This window comes from Marinarcus sediminis (SeqCode) (assembly GCF_048571275.1).
Classification (GTDB): Bacteria; Campylobacterota; Campylobacteria; order Campylobacterales; family Arcobacteraceae; genus Marinarcus; species Marinarcus sediminis.
In genome coordinates, this window is record NZ_CP182357.1 from 444,411 (window position 1) to 462,368 (window position 17,958).

Here is a 17,958-nt window from a genome sequence, read left to right on the forward strand (position 1 = left end):
TTATCTCACTATAAACCATGGATTTAATAAGTGCTCTTTATTATATACCACAGCTTCATTTTCATTATAAATAACCACTTCTTTACCCGATTCAATAACAATGGCATGTGCTGCTGCTGTATCCCACTCCATAGTAGGAGCCAGTCTTGGATAGATATCAGCACTTCCTTCAGCCACCATACAAAGCTTTAAGCTGCTCCCTTTTGAAACTTGTTCTATTTTCAAAGTATCAAGATTGTCAATAAAGCTTTGTGTTTCTTCTGATAAATGAGATTTACTCGCCACAACTCTTAAACATTTTTGAGGTTCATTGTTAAACAAAAATGGCAGTTTTTGCCCATTTTTATAGGCACCCTCACCTTTTTTTGAACAGTATATATCATTTAAAGCAGGTGCATATACAACCCCTAATACTGGAATAGTTTTATGTATTAAAGCAATATTAACCGTAAATTCACCATTCTTTTGAATAAACTCTTTGGTTCCATCAATGGGATCAATACACCAATAGTACTCCCACTCTTTTCTCATTGAAAAAGGAACTTCAGCATTTTCTTCCGACATTAAAGGAATAGTAGGAAAATATTTTTTTAATTGGGTGCAAATGATTTCATTAGAGAGTTTATCTGCTTGCGTTAAAGGAGATTTGTCATCTTTATACTCAATTTGAAAATCTTTATCATAAATTTTCATGATGGCATTCCCTGCTTGAAGTGCAATATCTTTTATAATATCAATACTAATTGTTTTAAATTGCGTAGTCATTTTCATCCCCTTTAATATATCCATACTTTATAAGATGAAATATAACTTTATCCGCACACGCTTGTATATCACACTCATCTGTTTTTAACTGAATTTGAGGTTCTACTGGAGCTTCATATGGAGAATCAATACCTGTAAAATTTTTAATAGCACCCTCCCTGGCTTTTTTATATAAACCTTTGGGATCTCTTTTTTCACAAATGCTCAAAGGGGTATCGATAAAAACTTCTAAAAATTCATCATAACCAACCAAACTTCTGGCAATCTGTCTGTCACTCTTAAAGGGACTGATAAATGCTGTTAAGACGATTAACCCGGCATCGACAAAAAGTTTACTCACTTCCCCTATTCTTCTGATGTTTTCAACACGTTCCATTTCGGTAAAACCCAAATCTTTATTTAAACCATGTCGTACATTATCACCATCCAATAAATAAGTTTTAATACCTTTTTTATGTAATTCTTCTTCAACAGCATTGGCAATAGTTGATTTTCCACTTCCACTAAGCCCTGTAAACCACAAAATACATGGTTTTTGATTCAATAAAGATATTCTTTTCTCTTTTGTAACGTGTTGGTTCTGCCAAACAATATTACTCTTTTCCAAGTTCTTCTTCCTTCTCTTTAATAAAATGAGTGATGGCTTTTTTTATATTTTTTAACTTTTTAGGGTCCCCTTGAAGTCGATTAAAATGCTTTTCAATATTTTCATTCTCTTTTATTTTAATGTCTGCAATACTCGAGCAAACATCTAAAAAAACAGAATACGGAACTTCATCTCCTCTTTTTAAAAAATGAATGGCTCGTTGCAGTGAAACAAAAGGATTGACACTGATTGTAGAAAGATTATTCACTTTAGTATTGATATAATTGATAAATTCAATCCTAATATCCGTATTAATTACTTCAATTTTTTTTGTTTTTGTAGTTAAAATACATTCAAAAGCAATTTTTGTGGAATCAAAATCGAATCCATCGACTAAATATGACAAAGAAGCATTTTCAAACTTTTCCCTAAAAACCAATTGAAAAATATCGTCTTCAAATTTATATGTATAAGAGTTATTTTCATATTCAAAATAGTGCTTATCTAGAACTTCATTCACCACTTCTCTCTCTGTTTTCACAGGAAAAATCAAATCAAGGTCTCTAAAAGTATCCGATTTAATGCAAGAACCTGCTAAATAAAACTTTATATTTTCGCCTATTATCTCTTTTGTGACAAGCTTTGAAAAAAAAAGTTCTAATTTCATAATGACATTATGCAATCTTGTATCAAATTGCACTTCTATATCAGGAGTTACAATGCTTTGATATTGTTTCCAAAAATTATAATACATTGATTATTGATTCTGATTTTTATAAAAATAGTTGGTGGCTTTCACAAATCCATCAATACTTCCGCAATCAAATCTTTGACCATCAAATTTAACCCCTAAAACTTTTCCTTGTTGCGCTTGAATTAAAAGGGCATCTGTAATTTGTATTTCGCCCCCTTTACCTGGTTTGGTTTCTCTTAAAATATCAAAAATATCTGGGGTTAAAATGTATCTTCCTATAATCGCCAAATTACTTGGTGCATCTTGAGATTCTGGTTTTTCGACCATATTTGAAATTTTAAAAATATTCTTTTCAATTTCAACTCCTGCAATAACCCCATATTTATTACTATTTTCCAAAGGTATCTCTTCAATAGCTACAATTGAACATTGATATTTTTCATAAAGTGTTATCATTTGAGAGAGTACTCCTACTTTGGCATCACACAAATCATCGGCAAGTACGACCGCAAAAGGCTCATACCCTATTAACGTTTCACCCGAAAGAATGGCATGACCCAATCCTTTTACCTCTGCTTGTCTGGTGTATGAAAAAGTACATTTTTCAATAACATTCTGAATTTCAGTTAAGCAATACTCTTGTAAAGTCCCTTTTATTTGATGTTCCAATTCATAAGAAATATCAAAATGATCCTCGATGGCTCTCTTCCCTCGTCCCGTTACAATTGCCATGGTTGTACACCCAGCTTCTATGGCCTCTTCCACACCATATTGAATAAGGGGTTTGGTTAAAATAGGTAACATCTCTTTGGGAGTTGCTTTTGTTGCAGGTAAAAATCGTGTTCCATAACCTGCAGCGGGGAACAAACATTTTTTAATCAATTTTATCTTCTTTAAAACTTTTTATAAATTGCATGAAAAAAGCTAAAAAAATCGCTATTATAAAACTTGTTACAAAAGCGACGACAATAATGAGTTTTTTCTTTGGTGCCACGGGATGATTATCAACCATTATTTGGCCAACAATCTCTGTATTCTTATAATTATGTGGTTCAGAAAGTAAAATTAATAAATTTTTCTCCTCATTTAACCTATCAACAGCAGTCGTTAAAAGCTCATTTTTTTTATTTTCCATATCTAAAACTGAATTACTTGTATCCATAATAAAATTTGAAATATCTCTTTTTTGCATTAACTCTAGCGCTGCTAATGATGGATTTTTATCTTGAATAGATGTTAAATTTTTATCAATTGATTTTAATAATTTTGAATATTCTCGTATAATCTCTTTTTTAGCTTGAATCTTTTTATCTAATAGTACGATTTCTTTATCTTTAATATCGGAAATTTTTACTTCAATATCTTTAATATCCAATTCTCGTTTTTGCTTTACATCATTTAAGATTTTTTGATGTTCAGTTTGAATATAGTTTTTAATATTTTCAAGTTTTTTTACCAACAAATCATTGGATATACCCTCTGCTTCTATTTCAATATAATTTTTCAATCCTTTAGGAACACTGATTTTGGTAATCCTAGTTTCTTGTTTTATTGAAGTTTTTTCAATATCAATAAATAAAATTTCCAATTTTTTTGTTAACTCTGAGACATTATCAAGAAGAATTTTACTACTATTATTTGATACTTTATATTCGCCAATTTCAAATAATGCTTTGGCTTTATACGTAGGTGTTTTTAAAAATGCAAAAACAGTGGCGCAAAGAGTTACTACCAAAACAACACCTGCAATAAACACTCGTTTATTCCAAATCGTTTTAAACAACTCCCTTAAGTCTATTTCATCTTCTTGAATAACATTTTCTTTCATTGGTTTCCTTTAATTATGTTTACTATAATACTAAATCGTCACTTAACTATTACTAAACGTTACTATCTATTTCTTCTGTATCTCAAACCGTTGTGCCCGAACGGTTAGGTCAGTTATAACTCCCTTAAAATTTAACACATCTAACACTGCTTGTGCAATATCCTCTGGCAACAAGTGAGCATTGACATTTTCACTGGGTTCAAAATTAAGTTCATCAAAAAAATTGCTTTTAGTTAAGTCGGGATTAATGGTCGTAACTTTTACATCTGCCCGTCGTAACTCTTCAAACAAGGACAAACCAAAATCTCTTAAACCACTTTTGGTTGCTGTGTACAAAGCTGAAAACTTTGAGTGTTTGGTTGCTTCTATTGAAGCAATATTGATAATATGTCCTTTGGTTTTTTTCAAACTTCGTAAAACTAAACTGCTTAAAATAATGGGTGCGGTTAAATTCACATCAATGAGTTCTTTGATTTTTGCGACACTGATCTCTTCATGGGGTTTAAACATTCCAAACCCAGCACAATTTACCAAAACATCAATTTCATGCTCTTTTAAAATGGCTTTAACCTCTTTTTCTAACTCTGTACTCTTTTCTAATCGTGTTTTTAATTTTATAATTTCATAGCCATTGTTCTGTAAAGTTTCGCAAATGGCTTTTCCAATACCTGAACTGTAGCCCGTAACGATTGCTTTCATTTTTCAACTCTTTATAATAGATTTTTTCATTTTAATTCGAATATAAAAGAGGATAAAAATGCCAAGTAAAACTAAAATCCCAATGATAATCACCCTTAAATATTCATGAATCAAAACTTCATTATGACCAATAAAATAACCTAAAAAAGCTAAAATTAATACCCAAATTCCTGCACCCAAACTCGTATAAAGGGAAAATTTAAGTAAATCCATTTTAGCTAAGCCTGCAGGCAAAGAAATGTACTGTCTGACTGCGGGAATCAGTCGTCCTGAAAAAGTTGAAATGTGTCCATGCTTGGCAAAGAACTCTTCCATTTTTTGCATGGTTTCTTCTTTGATTAACACATATTTTCCATATTTAGCAATAAATTTTCGACCAAACTTCAAGGCCAAATAATAATTAAAAAGTGCACCCGCTAAACTTCCTGCAATACCTGAAAAAACTGCCATAAGAAGATTCATTTCCCCTTTATAGGCCAAATATCCTGCAGGAATCATCACAACTTCACTGGGAAAGGGGAAAAATGAACTCTCTAAAAACATCATAATAAATATGCCCATGTAACCCAAATCACTTACGGTTTTAACAATAAAATCAACTACTTCATGCAACATAGGCTAAACTCTTTTCTTTCTTTTTAAGTTCAGATTCTACCATAGAGTGTGTAAAAGTATTGTATACAAAGATTTCAGTTTTGAGAATATAAAATAACTCTGTTCCGCCCGCTCTCTTTTACTTGGTATAAGGCCTTATCTGATTTTTCTAAAACCTCATCAAAATTGCTTTCATCTGTTAATTTTGCAATACCAATACTTACCGTAATATAAACATCTTCATCTTTAATTCTCATTGCTGTTTTTTCAAGTGCTTTGCGAATCTTTTCTCCCAATATCTTAACACCACTCTCTTGTGTATTCTGAATACAAGCCAAAAACTCTTCGCCTCCCACTCTTCCAAAGAGATCACTTGATCTCATATAAGATTGTGTTATTGTTGAAAATGCTTTTAAAACATCATCTCCAGCTAAGTGCCCATAAGTGTCATTAACTTCCTTAAAATGGTCCAAATCAAAACTCATAATAAAAAGAGATGTCTTATTTCGTTTGGCTATCTCAAAATATTTATTGGCCAATTTAAGAAAAAATGCTCTGTTATAAATGCCGGTTAACGAGTCAAAATTAGCCAATTTTTTTAGTTCAGCATTTTTTTCTTCTAACTCTTTTGTTCTTTGTTGCACTTTTTCTTTAAGCGTTTCATTCAATTCAATAATATCCAGCTGATGTTTTTTACGATACAAATCCGCAATACTCAATCGATAGAGAATAAAGTAAAGTACTATGAGAAAAAAGGAAGAGGAGATATAATACATTAAATCTATTTTATTGATGATTTTATTGAACTCTTCTTGAATATAAGTAATATCATAATAGATTTCAATGGCACCATCAAAATTTCCTTTTTTAAACATAGGAACATTAATCTCTGCCATATCAATTGGAGTAACAGCATTATCAAGCGTCTTCATGTCTTTATAAATGACTTTATATGTAATTTTTTGTTTATTTTGAACAGCAGAACTATCTTTCATTCCAATCTCTGTTAACACCGTTGAAGCAATTACAATACCTTTATCATCAAAAAGTTTTATATGAGGTATTTCAAAATTCTTTTTTATAAGTTTGAGTTCATCATTTATGGATAAGCCAATGCCCTCTTTGTGTGTTTGAATGTGTCTGGAAATTTTTTGACTCTCAATCAAAACCATCTTAATCATATGATCAAAAAAAAGTGGCTTTAGTATGGTTCGGCCTACAAAAAGTCCCAATATAATAAGTATAAATGTGCTTATAATATAGATACGAAAACTTTTTTTCGTAAATAAGTTTTGAACAATCTCTTTGCTATCAAAATGATTCATTGTAAGCCTTTATACCTGTTTAATTGTCTCATTGTAACACAAAAATCGGCTAAATGTGAGATTTTGAATCATTATTCACTGAAAATGTGATTTTTGTTATTTTCTATTTTTACTGCAGTAATTTCGGTTTTGCTCTATTTTATTTTGATAACTCAGCTTCATAAACTCTTCCATTTGGTTATTTGAAATATATTCATAACCAAAAGTTTCTCGCCACAAACTTTCATCTTCCATACATAAATAAAAGTAGACCTCTTTGTGCCAAGGAGCAAAAGAGTCATACGCATGTTTAAACATCTCTTTTTTAATCTCCAATGGATACGATTGTTTTCCATTGGCATCAATAAAAGGCATTTGCAATATTTTAGATTTAAAATTTCTGCTGCGTATTTTTTGAATCACTGGTTTGATAAAAGTTAACGTTCCAAAAGAGACCAATGCCACTTTTTTGGCATCAAACGACTCAATGAGCGATTGATACACTTTTCCATACTCCTCAAGATAGTTTTCATAGTGAACAATGGGGTGAAAGTGAAACCCCACCAATACTCCTTTTTGACTGAGCTTTTGTGCAGCATCAAGACGCTGTTCCAAAGAAGCGGCCAAATGCTCTTCATTTTCAATAATTGTTGGGGTATTTAACGACCACGTACAAATGATATTTTTTGGCACATCGTTTTCTAAAAAATATTTGATGTTATTGGATTTGGTTTTAAACTCCAAAATCACATTGGGATGATCAAATGCAAATTCAAACAAAGCATCTAAAATGCCCTCTTTATTTCCCCACATCAAAGAGTCTGAACTCTGTCCTGTACCTATATGATAAGTCTCATTGGGATCCAGTTGTAAATTTTTCAGATTCTCTTTAAAGTTACTGTCAAAACCAATTTTATCTTGATTATAAAAAGATTGAATGGAGCAATAACTGCAATCAAATCCACACGATTGTACGGCATCTAACGTAAGTAAATTGCAACATCGCGTTTTGGGACTGGCAACAGGGCAAGCTCCTAACGCTGTTTTTTCGCCTTCAAATGAAGTAAAAGAGAATTTACGAATATCATCTTTGTACAACGCTTTTGAAAAGTTTTTGTAACTGTTGGGTTGCTTTTTTAATCTCTCCCAAACCGACCTAATATCATTAAAGGCAACTTTTCTATTGGGATAGTCTGCTTTAAATACTTTTTGAATATCCTCTTCATGCCACATGACAAAATCAATGGCAAAATCAATGAGTTGCTTTAACTCTTGAAAACTGAACTCATACTGCAGAGCTTTTTCTTTGATAAACAGTTGCGTTTCTAAAGGCAAATGATTATAGTTGGTTTTAGGAATATGTTCACTCAATTTTTCTTCATAATTCATAGGAACTCTTTAAGTTGTTTGAGTGAATTTTGCACAAGTTCAATCACAAAACTTTTTTTAGGTATGCTGGTATCTAAATAATCCGATACCACTTTAAAAACATAAATCTCACTTGTAGGTAAGTGTTTTTGTGCAACATAATGAAAATATTGCGCTTCCATATCTACAAGCTGTGTCGTTAATGCTGTTATATCGCTCAAAGGTTTATCCACCGTTGTAAGTGTTGCTTGTGGTATCTTTAAAAGCGCATGAGAAGTACAAAGAAGTGTTCCAATGGCAATGGATTCATCACGGCAACCTGCAATTCCAATATTAATGGCTTTTGTTATATTAAAATTTTCAAAAATGTATGTTAATTTTTCTATGGTTTGAGTTTTTCCCATACCAGAAACAATTAAAACGTGAGTTTCATTTTCATATATAAAAGTATGTTGTTGATTTTGTATGAGTTTGAGTGTATCAATAAGGGGTCTTGCTTCTGCAAGTAATGCTGTATGAATAACTGTTTTTGAGGAGTTTGACATCATGTCAAAGTATCAAGGTATTTTATTAAATACCTTGATTTGAAAAACTACTTTCTAAGCTCTTTAATTTTAGCTTTTTTACCAGTTAATCCTCTTAAGTAGTGAAGTTTCGCTCTTCTTACTCTACCTTTTCTTAATACATTGATCTCTTTTAAAGAGTCAGAGTATAATGGGAAAATTCTCTCTACACCAACGTTGTTAGCACCAATTTTTCTGATTGTAAAAGTAGCGCCTGTACCTTCACCATGTCTAGCAATAACGATACCCTCGAATGCTTGAACTCTTGTTTTACTACCTTCTTTAATCTCAACACCAAGTTTTAAAGTATCACCTGCTCTGAATTGAGGGATCTCTTTGTTTTCAAGTTGCGCTGCTTCAAAGCTTGCAATATATCTGTTTTTCATCGTTTTTCCTTATTAGGTCTATAATATTTTGTTTTACAAATGGACATCTGGAATTTTAAGTCGGAAATTTTACTATGATTTCCCTTTAAGAATTCTTTAACAACGCTTAGATTTTCAAAAATTTCCGGTTTTGCAAAAGAAGGTGCCTCTAAAAGTTGATTTTCATAGCTCTCAACCTCCAAAGACTCGGCATTGCCAAGTACTCCTTCAACATTTCTTGAAATTGCATCCATCATGGTTAATGAAGGTAATTCTCCCCCTGTTAAGATAAATTCACCAATTGAAAAGACTTCATCGGCATATTTTTCAATAACACGCTCATCAATTCCTTCATATCTGCCACTTACAAAAACAATGTTTTTTTTCTTTGATAGTCTTTTAGCATCATTTTGCTTAAAAGCTTTAGCAGCAGCCAAAGGAAATATGATATACGCCTCTTCATTTTTTGCTTTTATGGCATCTAAACAATCAAAAAGAGGCTGACACGTCATCAGCATTCCTGCGCCACCACTTATCATGGGAGCATCGACTTTTAAATGCTTATTTTGCGTGTAATCTCTTGGATTGTAGAATTCATACTCAACAAATCCTGACTCCACTGCTCTTTTTAAAATGGAATCTTGAAAATAAAACTCTATTAAATTTGGGAAGAGTGTTACGAATGTAAATTTCAAATTATTATAGTCACACTTTAAATGTAAGTGTGATACCCCTTTCTTTTTTTAAAAGTCTATCATAATAATTTTTATTTTAAATTAAGCATTAATCATCTATATTCTATTTTTCAAAAGGTACAACAGATGAGACACCTAAAAGGTTTTAGAAAAAACTACTTTTCACTGTCTGCAATAACGGCATATGCAACTGCTAAGAAATTAAATGACAATGAAGTACGCTCTAAAAAAAGTGCTTTTATCTGCCTAAGTATTGGTGATGAAAAAGAAGAAGAGTCTCCCCCTTTAGAAGAACTTTTATTACAAATTTCATCTTATACAGTAGGTCAAAAACCTTGTTATTGTAACTGTTTTTTTACATTAAAAACAAAACTTGCAATCTCAATTTTTAAATTTATCCCTCGATGCCCCTATTATTCGACACACTTTGCCTTTAGGCGTACAGGCGTTCATCCACCACATTTTATACTTTAATCACACAAACAAACACAAAATAAATTAAGGATAATAAAATGATAGAAAGCACCTATATTGTAGGTTTTCCAAGAATTGGAGAACAAAGAGAGTTAAAAAAAGTATTAGAGAGTTATTGGGCCAATAATTGTTCATTTAGTGAGGTTCAAAATGTTGCAAGTGAGCTAAAAAAAAGACACTGGAATTATCAAAAAGATGCAGGTATTTCATACATAAGTTCAAATGACTTCTCTCTTTATGACACTGTTTTAGATACGGCCATTATGTTAAATGCCATTCCCAAACGATTTAAAAATTTACGGGCCGAAGAGTTATATTTTTCTATGGCAAGAGGAAACAGCTCTTCAGTTGCAATGGAGATGACAAAATGGTTTAATACAAACTACCACTATATCGTTCCCGAACTCTCTTTAGAAGATGAGTATAAACTGAATGCTTCAAAAATAATCAATGAATATAATGAAGCAAAAGCCCTAGGAGTAAAAACAAAAATTAATCTTATGGGTCCCCTTACCTTTCTGGCCCTTTCAAAAAGAGTCGATGGGGGAGATAGCTTTGAACTGCTTCATAAAATCTTGCCCATTTACATTGAACTGTTTTATGAGTTATCAAAACTTGATGAAGTTGTAACCATTCAAATGGATGAGCCTATTTTTGTAAAAGAGAATGAGGCAAAATTTTTAAGTTTGATAAAACCCACCTATGATGAGTTGTCCTTAACGACAAATAACATAAAAATCATCGTAACAACTTATTTTGAACACTCTAATGAAGCCACAAAAATTTTGGTTCATACTCCTATTTGGGGAATCGGACTTGATTTTTTATATGGAGATAAAAATTCAGATGCCTTAGAGTCTATTGCTCAAAGCGATAAATATTTAATTGCAGGGGTCATTGATGGAAGAAATATTTGGAAAAATGATATTCACAAATCTCTAAAACGTTTATCTGACATCTCTGCTGTGATAAAAAAAGAGAAAATCATTATCGCTTCTTCGTGTTCTCTCTTACACACGCCTTTTACCCTAAAATATGAAAACACGCTTGATGATGACATTAAAAACTGGCTGAGTTTTGCTTGCGAAAAACTGGATGAAATAGTACTGCTTTCAAAAGTGTTTCATCAAGGAGTTGAAAATTTAGAGGCAAAAGAACTCGAAGCCCTCAATAAAAATAAAGCGGCAAACAAAAGCAGACAAACGTCACTTTTAATCCATGACAAAAAAGTGCAAGACAGAGTTGAAAATTTTAAAACACTCAGCAGAGAGGGAACATATGCGGAGAGAATCAAAATACAAAAAGCACTGTTAAACTATGATTGCTTAGCTACTACAACGATTGGTTCATTCCCTCAAACCAATGAAATAAGAAAATCAAGAAGAGATTTCAAAACAAATGCGATCTCAAAAGAGGCATATACACAATCAATGAAAAATTACATCGATGAGTGTATCGCTTTTCAAGAAGAGTGCAATTTAGATGTTTTAGTACACGGTGAGCCTGAAAGAAATGACATGGTGGAATATTTTGGTGAACAACTCAAAGGGTATGGATTTACAATCAATGGTTGGGTTCAAAGTTATGGAAGCAGATGCGTAAAACCTCCATTTATCTATGGAGATATTTCAAGACCAAAGGCAATGACCGTAGATTGGATTACGTATGCTCAAAGTAAAACAAAAAAAATCATGAAAGGAATGTTAACCGGCCCTGTCACAATACTCAATTGGTCTTTTGTAAGAGATGATAAACCAAGAGATGAAGTCTCAAAACAAATTGCTGTAGCTTTAAGTGATGAAATAGATGATTTACAAAATGCTGGCATTAAAATCATTCAAGTAGATGAAGCTGCTTTTAAAGAGGGTTATCCTTTAAGAAAAGCTAACATCAAAACCTATGAAAATTGGGCCGTCAGAGATTTCAAAATTTGTGTCAGCAGTGCAAAAAAACAGACTCAAATTCATACGCATATGTGTTACAGTGAATTTAATGATATCATCCAAACCATTGAAGATATGGATGCAGATGTGATTTCAATCGAAACAGCCAGAAGTGGCAATGAACTCTTAAAAGTATTTAAAAAACATGGATATAAACAAGAAGTTGGACCAGGTGTTTACGATATTCACTCTCCTCGAATTCCCAGCGTAGAGGAAATCATTAAACAAATCAAAAGCCTCTTAGAAGTTTTACCCAAAGAGCAACTTTGGATTAATCCAGATTGTGGTTTAAAAACCAGAAAATGGGAAGAGGTCATCCCCAGTTTAAAAAATATGGTAGAAGCCGTAGAACGTATCAAAAAAGAGAATAACTAGAGGAAACGATAAAAACAGTTTTTATTTATGAGAGTAAAAACTGTTTTTAGATACTATAACAAACAATAAAATATAAGAAGTAAAAATGATTACACTCAATGACATAAAAAAAGCAAAAACAAGATTAGATGGGGTGATTCAAGATACACCTTTAACATTTGCACCCAATTTAAGTAAACAGCTGGATGCTCAAATTTACTTAAAAAAAGAGAACTTACAAATTACAGGAAGTTTTAAAATTCGAGGGGCATTTAACAAAGTTGCAACCTTAACACAAGAACAAAAAGATGCAGGTGTAGTTGCTGCAAGTGCAGGAAACCACGCCCAAGGATTGGCATTTTCTGCACAATATTTTAATTGCAAAGCCACCATTTTCATGCCAGAAGCTACGCCACTTACAAAAGTCAGTGGGGTAAAAGCATACAACGCCGAAGTTGTCTTAACGGGGCAAAATTATGATGAAGCCTATGCTGCAGCCATGGCATATACAAAAGCAAATAATAAAGTTTTTGTTCACCCTTTTGCCGATAATGATGTCATTGCGGGGCAAGGTTCAATTGCTTTAGATATTTACAATGAACTCAACGATTACGATATTTTAGTCGTACCCATTGGTGGCGGTGGACTCATCAGTGGTGCGGCCATTGCAGCTAAAGCACTCAATCCAAAGCTTAGAATTGTGGGAGTTGTTGCCAGTGGGGCAAGGGCCATGAAAGAGTCCTACGAAGCAAAAAATGCCATTGATTCAATGGCCGTTAAAACCATTGCCGATGGAATTGCTGTTCGTGATGTTACACCTAAGATGCTCAATTATGTTTTAGAGTATGTGGATCAAATTGTTGAAGTCAGTGACAATGAAATTGCCAATGCCATTTTGTTTTTACTTGAAAAACAAAAATTGGTCGTAGAAGGAGCTGGAGCTGTTTCTGTTGCTGCACTCATGCACAATGTTTTTGACTTTAAAAATAAAAAAGTCGTTGCTGTTTTAAGTGGAGGGAATATTGATGTTACCATGCTTTCACTGATCATTGAAAAAGGGTTAGTGAAATCAAATCGAAAAATGAATTTGATTGTTACACTTATTGATAAACCTGGTTCTTTAAAACATTTAACCACAATTTTCCAAGAGTGTGATGCGAACATTGTACAGATTGATTACGACAGAAATTCAGTCAAATTAGACTTTGGACAAGCCAATGTTACGATTGCCCTTGAAACAAAAGGGGAAGCACACCAATGTAACATAAGGGAACAGTTAAGTTTAAATGGGTATAAATTCAAAGAAATATAAGCAAACTTTGTATATCATACAAAACTAAAACTAGAAAAAAATAATAAAAAACGTTTAAAGGAAGAGAATGGAAGGTAGATTATTTACGTTCTTAGGAGCAATCGGTGGACACTCACAAGAATGGATTATTTTATCGCACTTGATATTAACAGTTGCGATTATATTTGTGATAGCCAGAGCTGCTACTACAAGAATGCAACTGGTACCAACAGGTTCGCAAAATGTGATGGAGATGTTTATTGGTGGGATCATCGCAATGGGTGCTGACACTATGGGTGAACAAAATGCACGAAGATATTTACCCTTAATTGGTTCATTGGCTTTGGTTATTTTTGTAAGCAATATGATTGGAGTTATTCCAGGTTTTGAAGCACCAACAGCAAACATTAACTTTACACTGTCTTTGGCATTGATTGTTTTTATTTACTACAATTACGTGGGTATTAAACTCAATGGTTTTTTCAACTATTTTAAACACTTTATGGGACCAATGCCTATACTTGCTCCTTTAATGTTTCCAATTGAAATCATTTCTCACTTATCAAGAATTATCTCTTTATCGTTCCGACTTTTTGGGTCAATTCGAGGAGATGACATGTTCTTAATGGTACTTTTAATGTTGGTGCCTTGGTTATTACCATTACCAGGTTTCTTCTTATTAACTGCATTTGGATTATTACAAGCATTTATTTTCAGTATCTTAACATACGTTTATATTGCAGGTTCAGTTATGATGGCGGAAGAAGACCATCACTAAATAGTTGGTCTGAGTAAGCATCACTCAAACATAGAATCTGTTGTTAAAAGGGGAAAAGAGGAAACTCTTTTCCCCTTTTTTATTTCTAACGCAACAACTTCTTTTTATCCCTTTCAATCAATTTGAACATAAGTTATTATAGAATGTCTAAATATTTAAACCAAGGACACTTTCGTGCAGAACGACTTCTTTTCGTACCTTATAACCGATCCAAAATATTACAGCAATGAACCAAAAAAATTCAAAGAAAAACTCTCAGAAGTTTTAAAAAAAAATCAAATCAATATGGCCTGCTTCAGAGATAAAGAGTCTGAGAATTATGAAGAGTTAGCAACGGTTTTTGTACAAACGTGCAAAGCTTTTAATGTTAAAAAAATACTGCTTAATGAACGCTATGAATTGGCAAAAAAAGTCGGAGCAACAGGAGTGCATTTAACTTCCAAACAATTTGATAAAATCAAAGATGCCAAAAAAGATGCACTTTTTGTCGTCATTTCATGCCATAATCTCAACGACATAAAAAAAGCTCAAAATGCCCATACCAATGCCGTTACATTTTCTCCTATATTTGAAACACCTAACAAAGGGGAAGCCAAAGGGTTAGAGGTTTTAGAAGAAGCAGTTGAGTTATATGATATTGATATTATTGCCTTAGGTGGCATATTAAGCTTGGAACAAATTGACCAAATCAAATTAACCAAGGCTTCTGGCTACGCCTCTATACGCTATTTTATTTAATGTTCTCAAGATAGAATAAATAAGAAAAATACATTACACCTCTTTAAAAGTGCAACCCTCTTCTTTGAGATAGATAATGTATCCATACACCTCATCGCTTTTGACAATCTCTTTGATGGCTTTTTTATAATGTGCCACTTGTACAATATGCTCTTGCATCTCATCTTGTGTTGTTTTATAATCGTAAATAACATATTGGTTTTGGTTTTCTAAAAGTAAGTCCAAAATCTTTATCTCATTTTTATACATCAGCGCTTGCTCTTTATACAAATTGCTGTTGGCTATTTTTTGAGTAAACTCAGCTGAATTCAGAAGATGCGTAATACGTTTTTGAATATGCTTAAAATCTTCCTCTTTTAAAGCGTTTCCATATTTACTTTTTGCAAGAGAAAGAGCGTATTGTAAACTTTCAAGAGTAAAGTCACTCATCATCTCCAAACAGTAATGTGTTGCCAAACCAAAATATTTGGAGTGTAAAGAGTAGAGTTGGTGCTCTTTTGATTGTGCTATTTTTTTCTCTTGTTTTCCTAAATACAATGGTGTGTATTGAACATACTCTGTTTTTTCTTGCGGTGTGTGAATAAACTCTTTAACCGTAAGATTTCCCAAATGCATGGGCTCTAAATTAAGAACATCAAAAACTGACTTTTCCCTCTTTTTAAAGATAAAAAGATTGTTTTTTGCTCGTGTTAATGCCACATACAAAATATTGAGTTCATCATCCAAGGCAAGTTGTCTCTCTTGTTTCACAGCTTGAGCATAGTTCTCATCGAAGTTTTCTAAATTGGGCACTTTGTAGTAAATATTTTTTAAATTTACCTTCTCATACTCAAAAAGCAGTGATGATTTATCGTGATTTTTTCGTTTGATTCTGTCAATTAAAAGTACTGTATCAAACTCCAAACCTTTTGATTTAAATATGGTCAAAATTTGAATTCCTGATTGCTCTTTGTTTTCAATGCTGGATTCTAAAAAATCAATCTCATAAATAAAATCCAAAATATTTTGATAAGAGGAGCTCACCTCAAGGAGTTTAATCACATTTTCATCCATGCAATTTAACTGTGTGGCTACAAACTTAACCAATTGAGGCATTGTATACTCTTGTAAATCCACAGTTAAAAGAAACTCACTCAAAGGGGCTTTACCTAAAATGGCATTGCAATTCTCCTTGTAAATATCCTCTTTAAAATAGAGATACTTAATGGCATGAATCACCGCTTTGACATTCTCTTGATTAATCAATTTTGAGGTCATCTCAGTTGAAATTTTAACTTCAGGGAATTTTTCGCTCAAATAGGTATACAAAGCTAAGACATCGGAGTTGGTGTAGGTCAATATGGCAATATCATTGGCTTCAACGCCTTGTGCTAAAAGATACGCAATTTTTTCTGCAATGGTTTCAAACTTCTCTTCACTTAAAAGACTCTCATCTTCAATGACTTCAACGTACCCTCCTTTTTTCAAAGAGTGTTGTTCATAATACTCGTACGCACTTAATGCCAAAAAAACTTTATTGACAAACTCTACAATGTTGTGTGCACTTCGGTAATTGGTATGCAACGCTTCAACTTCAACTGAGCCATTCTCTTGAGCAACATAATCAAAAAGTTCTCGTTTTCCCCCACGAAATCGATAGATTGATTGTTTGGTATCTCCTACATAAAAAAATGTTTTAAACTCTGTTCCATATCCTGAGAGGATCTCTTGAATGATGGGTTCTAGGATTTTATATTGCAGTAATGAAGTGTCTTGAAATTCATCGATTAACAGATGTGTATAACGACTGTCAAGTCTGAAATACAAAAAGTCTTTATCAATGGTATTAAGCAACAAATCATAGACCAGATTAGAGATATCGTTGAACTCCAAATAGTTTTTGTTTTTGTTGTACTCTTTTCGAAAAGCATTAAAAGAGCCATAGAGTTCAAACAAACGACTCAAAGAGTATGAGGAACTCAGTTTGTAGTAATTTTTTAACTCTTTTTTTAAATTCGAAAAGTGGCTTTCTAAAATCTCATTTGCACATTTTTTAAAATAAGAGAACTCTGCTGCACGCTCTTTGGTCAACCACGTTGAGCCTTTTTTAATTAAAGCAGCAAAGTCATCAAAATCAACAGCACTGATGGCACTTTTTGAAGCCAATTCACAATTTTGCACAAACTCTTTGATTTTAAAAGCGTGTATCATTGCCTCTTTTTGCTGTAAAAAAATCAACTCTTTATTGATTTTAAACGCATCAAAAGATTCATTCTTTTGTATCAAATCTTTAAAAAGATCAAACAATGAATTGAATTTTTTATTCTCATATAAAAAGAAATCGACAAATTGATCAAATTGTCTTAAATCTAAAGATTTTAAAAATTTCAAACTCAAGTCATCACTGTTGTCCTCTTTAATTTCAAAATCATCATTGAGTCCAATATATCCACAAAATTCCCTGAGAATTTTATTGACAAACTTATCAATGGTATAAATAGAGAGTTCTGAACTGGAAAAACTCTTTAACAGTTTTGACTTTGCCCCAATAATTTCACCCCGACTCAAACCCGATTGTTCGACAATTGCACTCAAATAGGCTTCATCGTCTCCTAAAGTTAAGAGTGTTTGATAGATTCTTTCACTCATTTCATTGGCTGCTTTATTTGTAAAAGTTAAGGTTAAAATCTCTGTAGGATTGGCATTTAATAACAACAGTGAAATATATCGTACAGTCAGTGCAAATGTTTTTCCACTTCCTGCACTGGCTTTGAGTGCTAAATATTTTTTCATAAAAAGATTCTACTAAAGAAATGATTTACTTATGTTGATAAAACTTTAATAATTTATTTTTTATTTTTTACCTTGCTTTAAGCTTATTTTATAAGTGTTACTTTTATAATACTTTATTCGCTATTTTAATTTTTGTCAAAGGGTCGA

Annotated in this window: 18 protein-coding genes; 5 read left to right on the forward strand and 13 right to left on the reverse strand. The window is 32.5% G+C overall.

All coding sequences use genetic code 11. The annotated features are described in order from the left end of the window. The 12 genes from cysQ to trmD form a co-directional block, all read right to left on the reverse strand. Nucleotides 1-765, reverse strand: a complete 765-nt coding sequence (gene cysQ / locus ACNI3C_RS02185) for a 3'(2'),5'-bisphosphate nucleotidase CysQ (protein ID WP_419770623.1) — start codon at nucleotides 763-765, stop codon at nucleotides 1-3. Beyond that, the gene (cysC, locus tag ACNI3C_RS02190; RefSeq protein WP_419770624.1) at nucleotides 749-1,372 is read right to left on the reverse strand and encodes an adenylyl-sulfate kinase; all 624 of its coding nucleotides are present in this window, start codon (nucleotides 1,370-1,372) and stop codon (nucleotides 749-751) included. Before cysC ends, cysQ begins: the two co-directional genes overlap by 17 nt. Further along, nucleotides 1,359-2,105 carry a Gabija anti-defense Gad2 family protein gene (locus ACNI3C_RS02195; protein WP_419770625.1) on the reverse strand — a complete coding sequence of 249 codons (747 nt, stop codon included), beginning with the start codon at nucleotides 2,103-2,105 and terminating at the stop codon, nucleotides 1,359-1,361. Before ACNI3C_RS02195 ends, cysC begins: the two co-directional genes overlap by 14 nt. Nucleotides 2,106-2,108: 3 nt before the next feature. After that, entirely contained in the window at nucleotides 2,109-2,927 is an 819-nt protein-coding gene (gene galU, locus ACNI3C_RS02200) for a UTP--glucose-1-phosphate uridylyltransferase GalU (RefSeq protein ID WP_419770626.1), read from the reverse strand. After that, on the reverse strand, nucleotides 2,920-3,873 hold the full coding sequence (locus tag ACNI3C_RS02205; protein ID WP_419770627.1) for a Wzz/FepE/Etk N-terminal domain-containing protein: 954 nt from the start codon (nucleotides 3,871-3,873) through the stop codon (nucleotides 2,920-2,922). Before ACNI3C_RS02205 ends, galU begins: the two co-directional genes overlap by 8 nt. 66 nt (nucleotides 3,874-3,939) lie before the next feature. Continuing rightward, nucleotides 3,940-4,572, reverse strand: a complete 633-nt coding sequence (locus tag ACNI3C_RS02210; protein WP_419770628.1) for an SDR family oxidoreductase — start codon at nucleotides 4,570-4,572, stop codon at nucleotides 3,940-3,942. A 3-nt stretch (nucleotides 4,573-4,575) separates the two neighbouring features. Then, the gene (locus tag ACNI3C_RS02215) at nucleotides 4,576-5,187 is read right to left on the reverse strand and encodes a DedA family protein (RefSeq protein WP_419770629.1); all 612 of its coding nucleotides are present in this window, start codon (nucleotides 5,185-5,187) and stop codon (nucleotides 4,576-4,578) included. 74 nt (nucleotides 5,188-5,261) lie between these two features. Then, a complete protein-coding gene (locus ACNI3C_RS02220) occupies nucleotides 5,262-6,491 on the reverse strand; it encodes a GGDEF domain-containing protein (RefSeq protein ID WP_419770630.1) in 1,230 nt (409 codons plus the stop codon). Nucleotides 6,492-6,587: 96 nt separating this feature from the next. Next, the gene (locus ACNI3C_RS02225; RefSeq protein ID WP_419770631.1) at nucleotides 6,588-7,859 is read right to left on the reverse strand and encodes an SPL family radical SAM protein; all 1,272 of its coding nucleotides are present in this window, start codon (nucleotides 7,857-7,859) and stop codon (nucleotides 6,588-6,590) included. Then, on the reverse strand, nucleotides 7,856-8,386 hold the full coding sequence (locus tag ACNI3C_RS02230; RefSeq protein WP_419770632.1) for a phosphorylase family protein: 531 nt from the start codon (nucleotides 8,384-8,386) through the stop codon (nucleotides 7,856-7,858). The genes ACNI3C_RS02225 and ACNI3C_RS02230 overlap by 4 nt, the downstream gene beginning before the upstream one ends. A gap of 44 nt (nucleotides 8,387-8,430) precedes the next feature. Beyond that, entirely contained in the window at nucleotides 8,431-8,787 is a 357-nt protein-coding gene (gene rplS / locus ACNI3C_RS02235) for a 50S ribosomal protein L19 (protein WP_419770633.1), read from the reverse strand. Further along, nucleotides 8,784-9,461: a tRNA (guanosine(37)-N1)-methyltransferase TrmD gene (trmD, locus tag ACNI3C_RS02240; protein ID WP_419770634.1), complete on the reverse strand. Its 678-nt coding sequence runs from the start codon at nucleotides 9,459-9,461 to the stop codon at nucleotides 8,784-8,786. Before trmD ends, rplS begins: the two co-directional genes overlap by 4 nt. A 126-nt stretch (nucleotides 9,462-9,587) precedes the next feature. Here trmD and ACNI3C_RS02245 point away from each other — a divergent pair, with 126 nt between their 5' ends. The 5 genes from ACNI3C_RS02245 to ACNI3C_RS02265 all read left to right on the forward strand — a co-directional run bounded on the left by ACNI3C_RS02245 (nucleotide 9,588) and on the right by ACNI3C_RS02265 (nucleotide 15,039). After that, nucleotides 9,588-9,935 carry a hypothetical protein gene (locus ACNI3C_RS02245; protein ID WP_419770635.1) on the forward strand — a complete coding sequence of 116 codons (348 nt, stop codon included), beginning with the start codon at nucleotides 9,588-9,590 and terminating at the stop codon, nucleotides 9,933-9,935. A 38-nt stretch (nucleotides 9,936-9,973) separates the two neighbouring features. Beyond that, nucleotides 9,974-12,253 (forward strand): 5-methyltetrahydropteroyltriglutamate--homocysteine S-methyltransferase, encoded by a 2,280-nt coding sequence (gene metE, locus ACNI3C_RS02250; RefSeq protein ID WP_419770636.1) that lies wholly within the window; start codon nucleotides 9,974-9,976, stop codon nucleotides 12,251-12,253. An 85-nt stretch (nucleotides 12,254-12,338) separates the two neighbouring features. Beyond that, nucleotides 12,339-13,544 (forward strand): threonine ammonia-lyase, encoded by a 1,206-nt coding sequence (ilvA, locus tag ACNI3C_RS02255; RefSeq protein ID WP_419770637.1) that lies wholly within the window; start codon nucleotides 12,339-12,341, stop codon nucleotides 13,542-13,544. 67 nt (nucleotides 13,545-13,611) lie between these two features. Further along, nucleotides 13,612-14,301 (forward strand): F0F1 ATP synthase subunit A, encoded by a 690-nt coding sequence (locus ACNI3C_RS02260; protein WP_419770638.1) that lies wholly within the window; start codon nucleotides 13,612-13,614, stop codon nucleotides 14,299-14,301. A 174-nt stretch (nucleotides 14,302-14,475) separates the two neighbouring features. Continuing rightward, the gene (locus ACNI3C_RS02265; protein WP_419770639.1) at nucleotides 14,476-15,039 is read left to right on the forward strand and encodes a thiamine phosphate synthase; all 564 of its coding nucleotides are present in this window, start codon (nucleotides 14,476-14,478) and stop codon (nucleotides 15,037-15,039) included. A 33-nt stretch (nucleotides 15,040-15,072) separates the two neighbouring features. Here ACNI3C_RS02265 and ACNI3C_RS02270 read toward each other — a convergent pair whose 3' ends face one another. Beyond that, on the reverse strand, nucleotides 15,073-17,811 hold the full coding sequence (locus ACNI3C_RS02270; RefSeq protein WP_419770640.1) for a RecB-like helicase: 2,739 nt from the start codon (nucleotides 17,809-17,811) through the stop codon (nucleotides 15,073-15,075). Nucleotides 17,812-17,958: the final 147 nt, after the last annotated feature.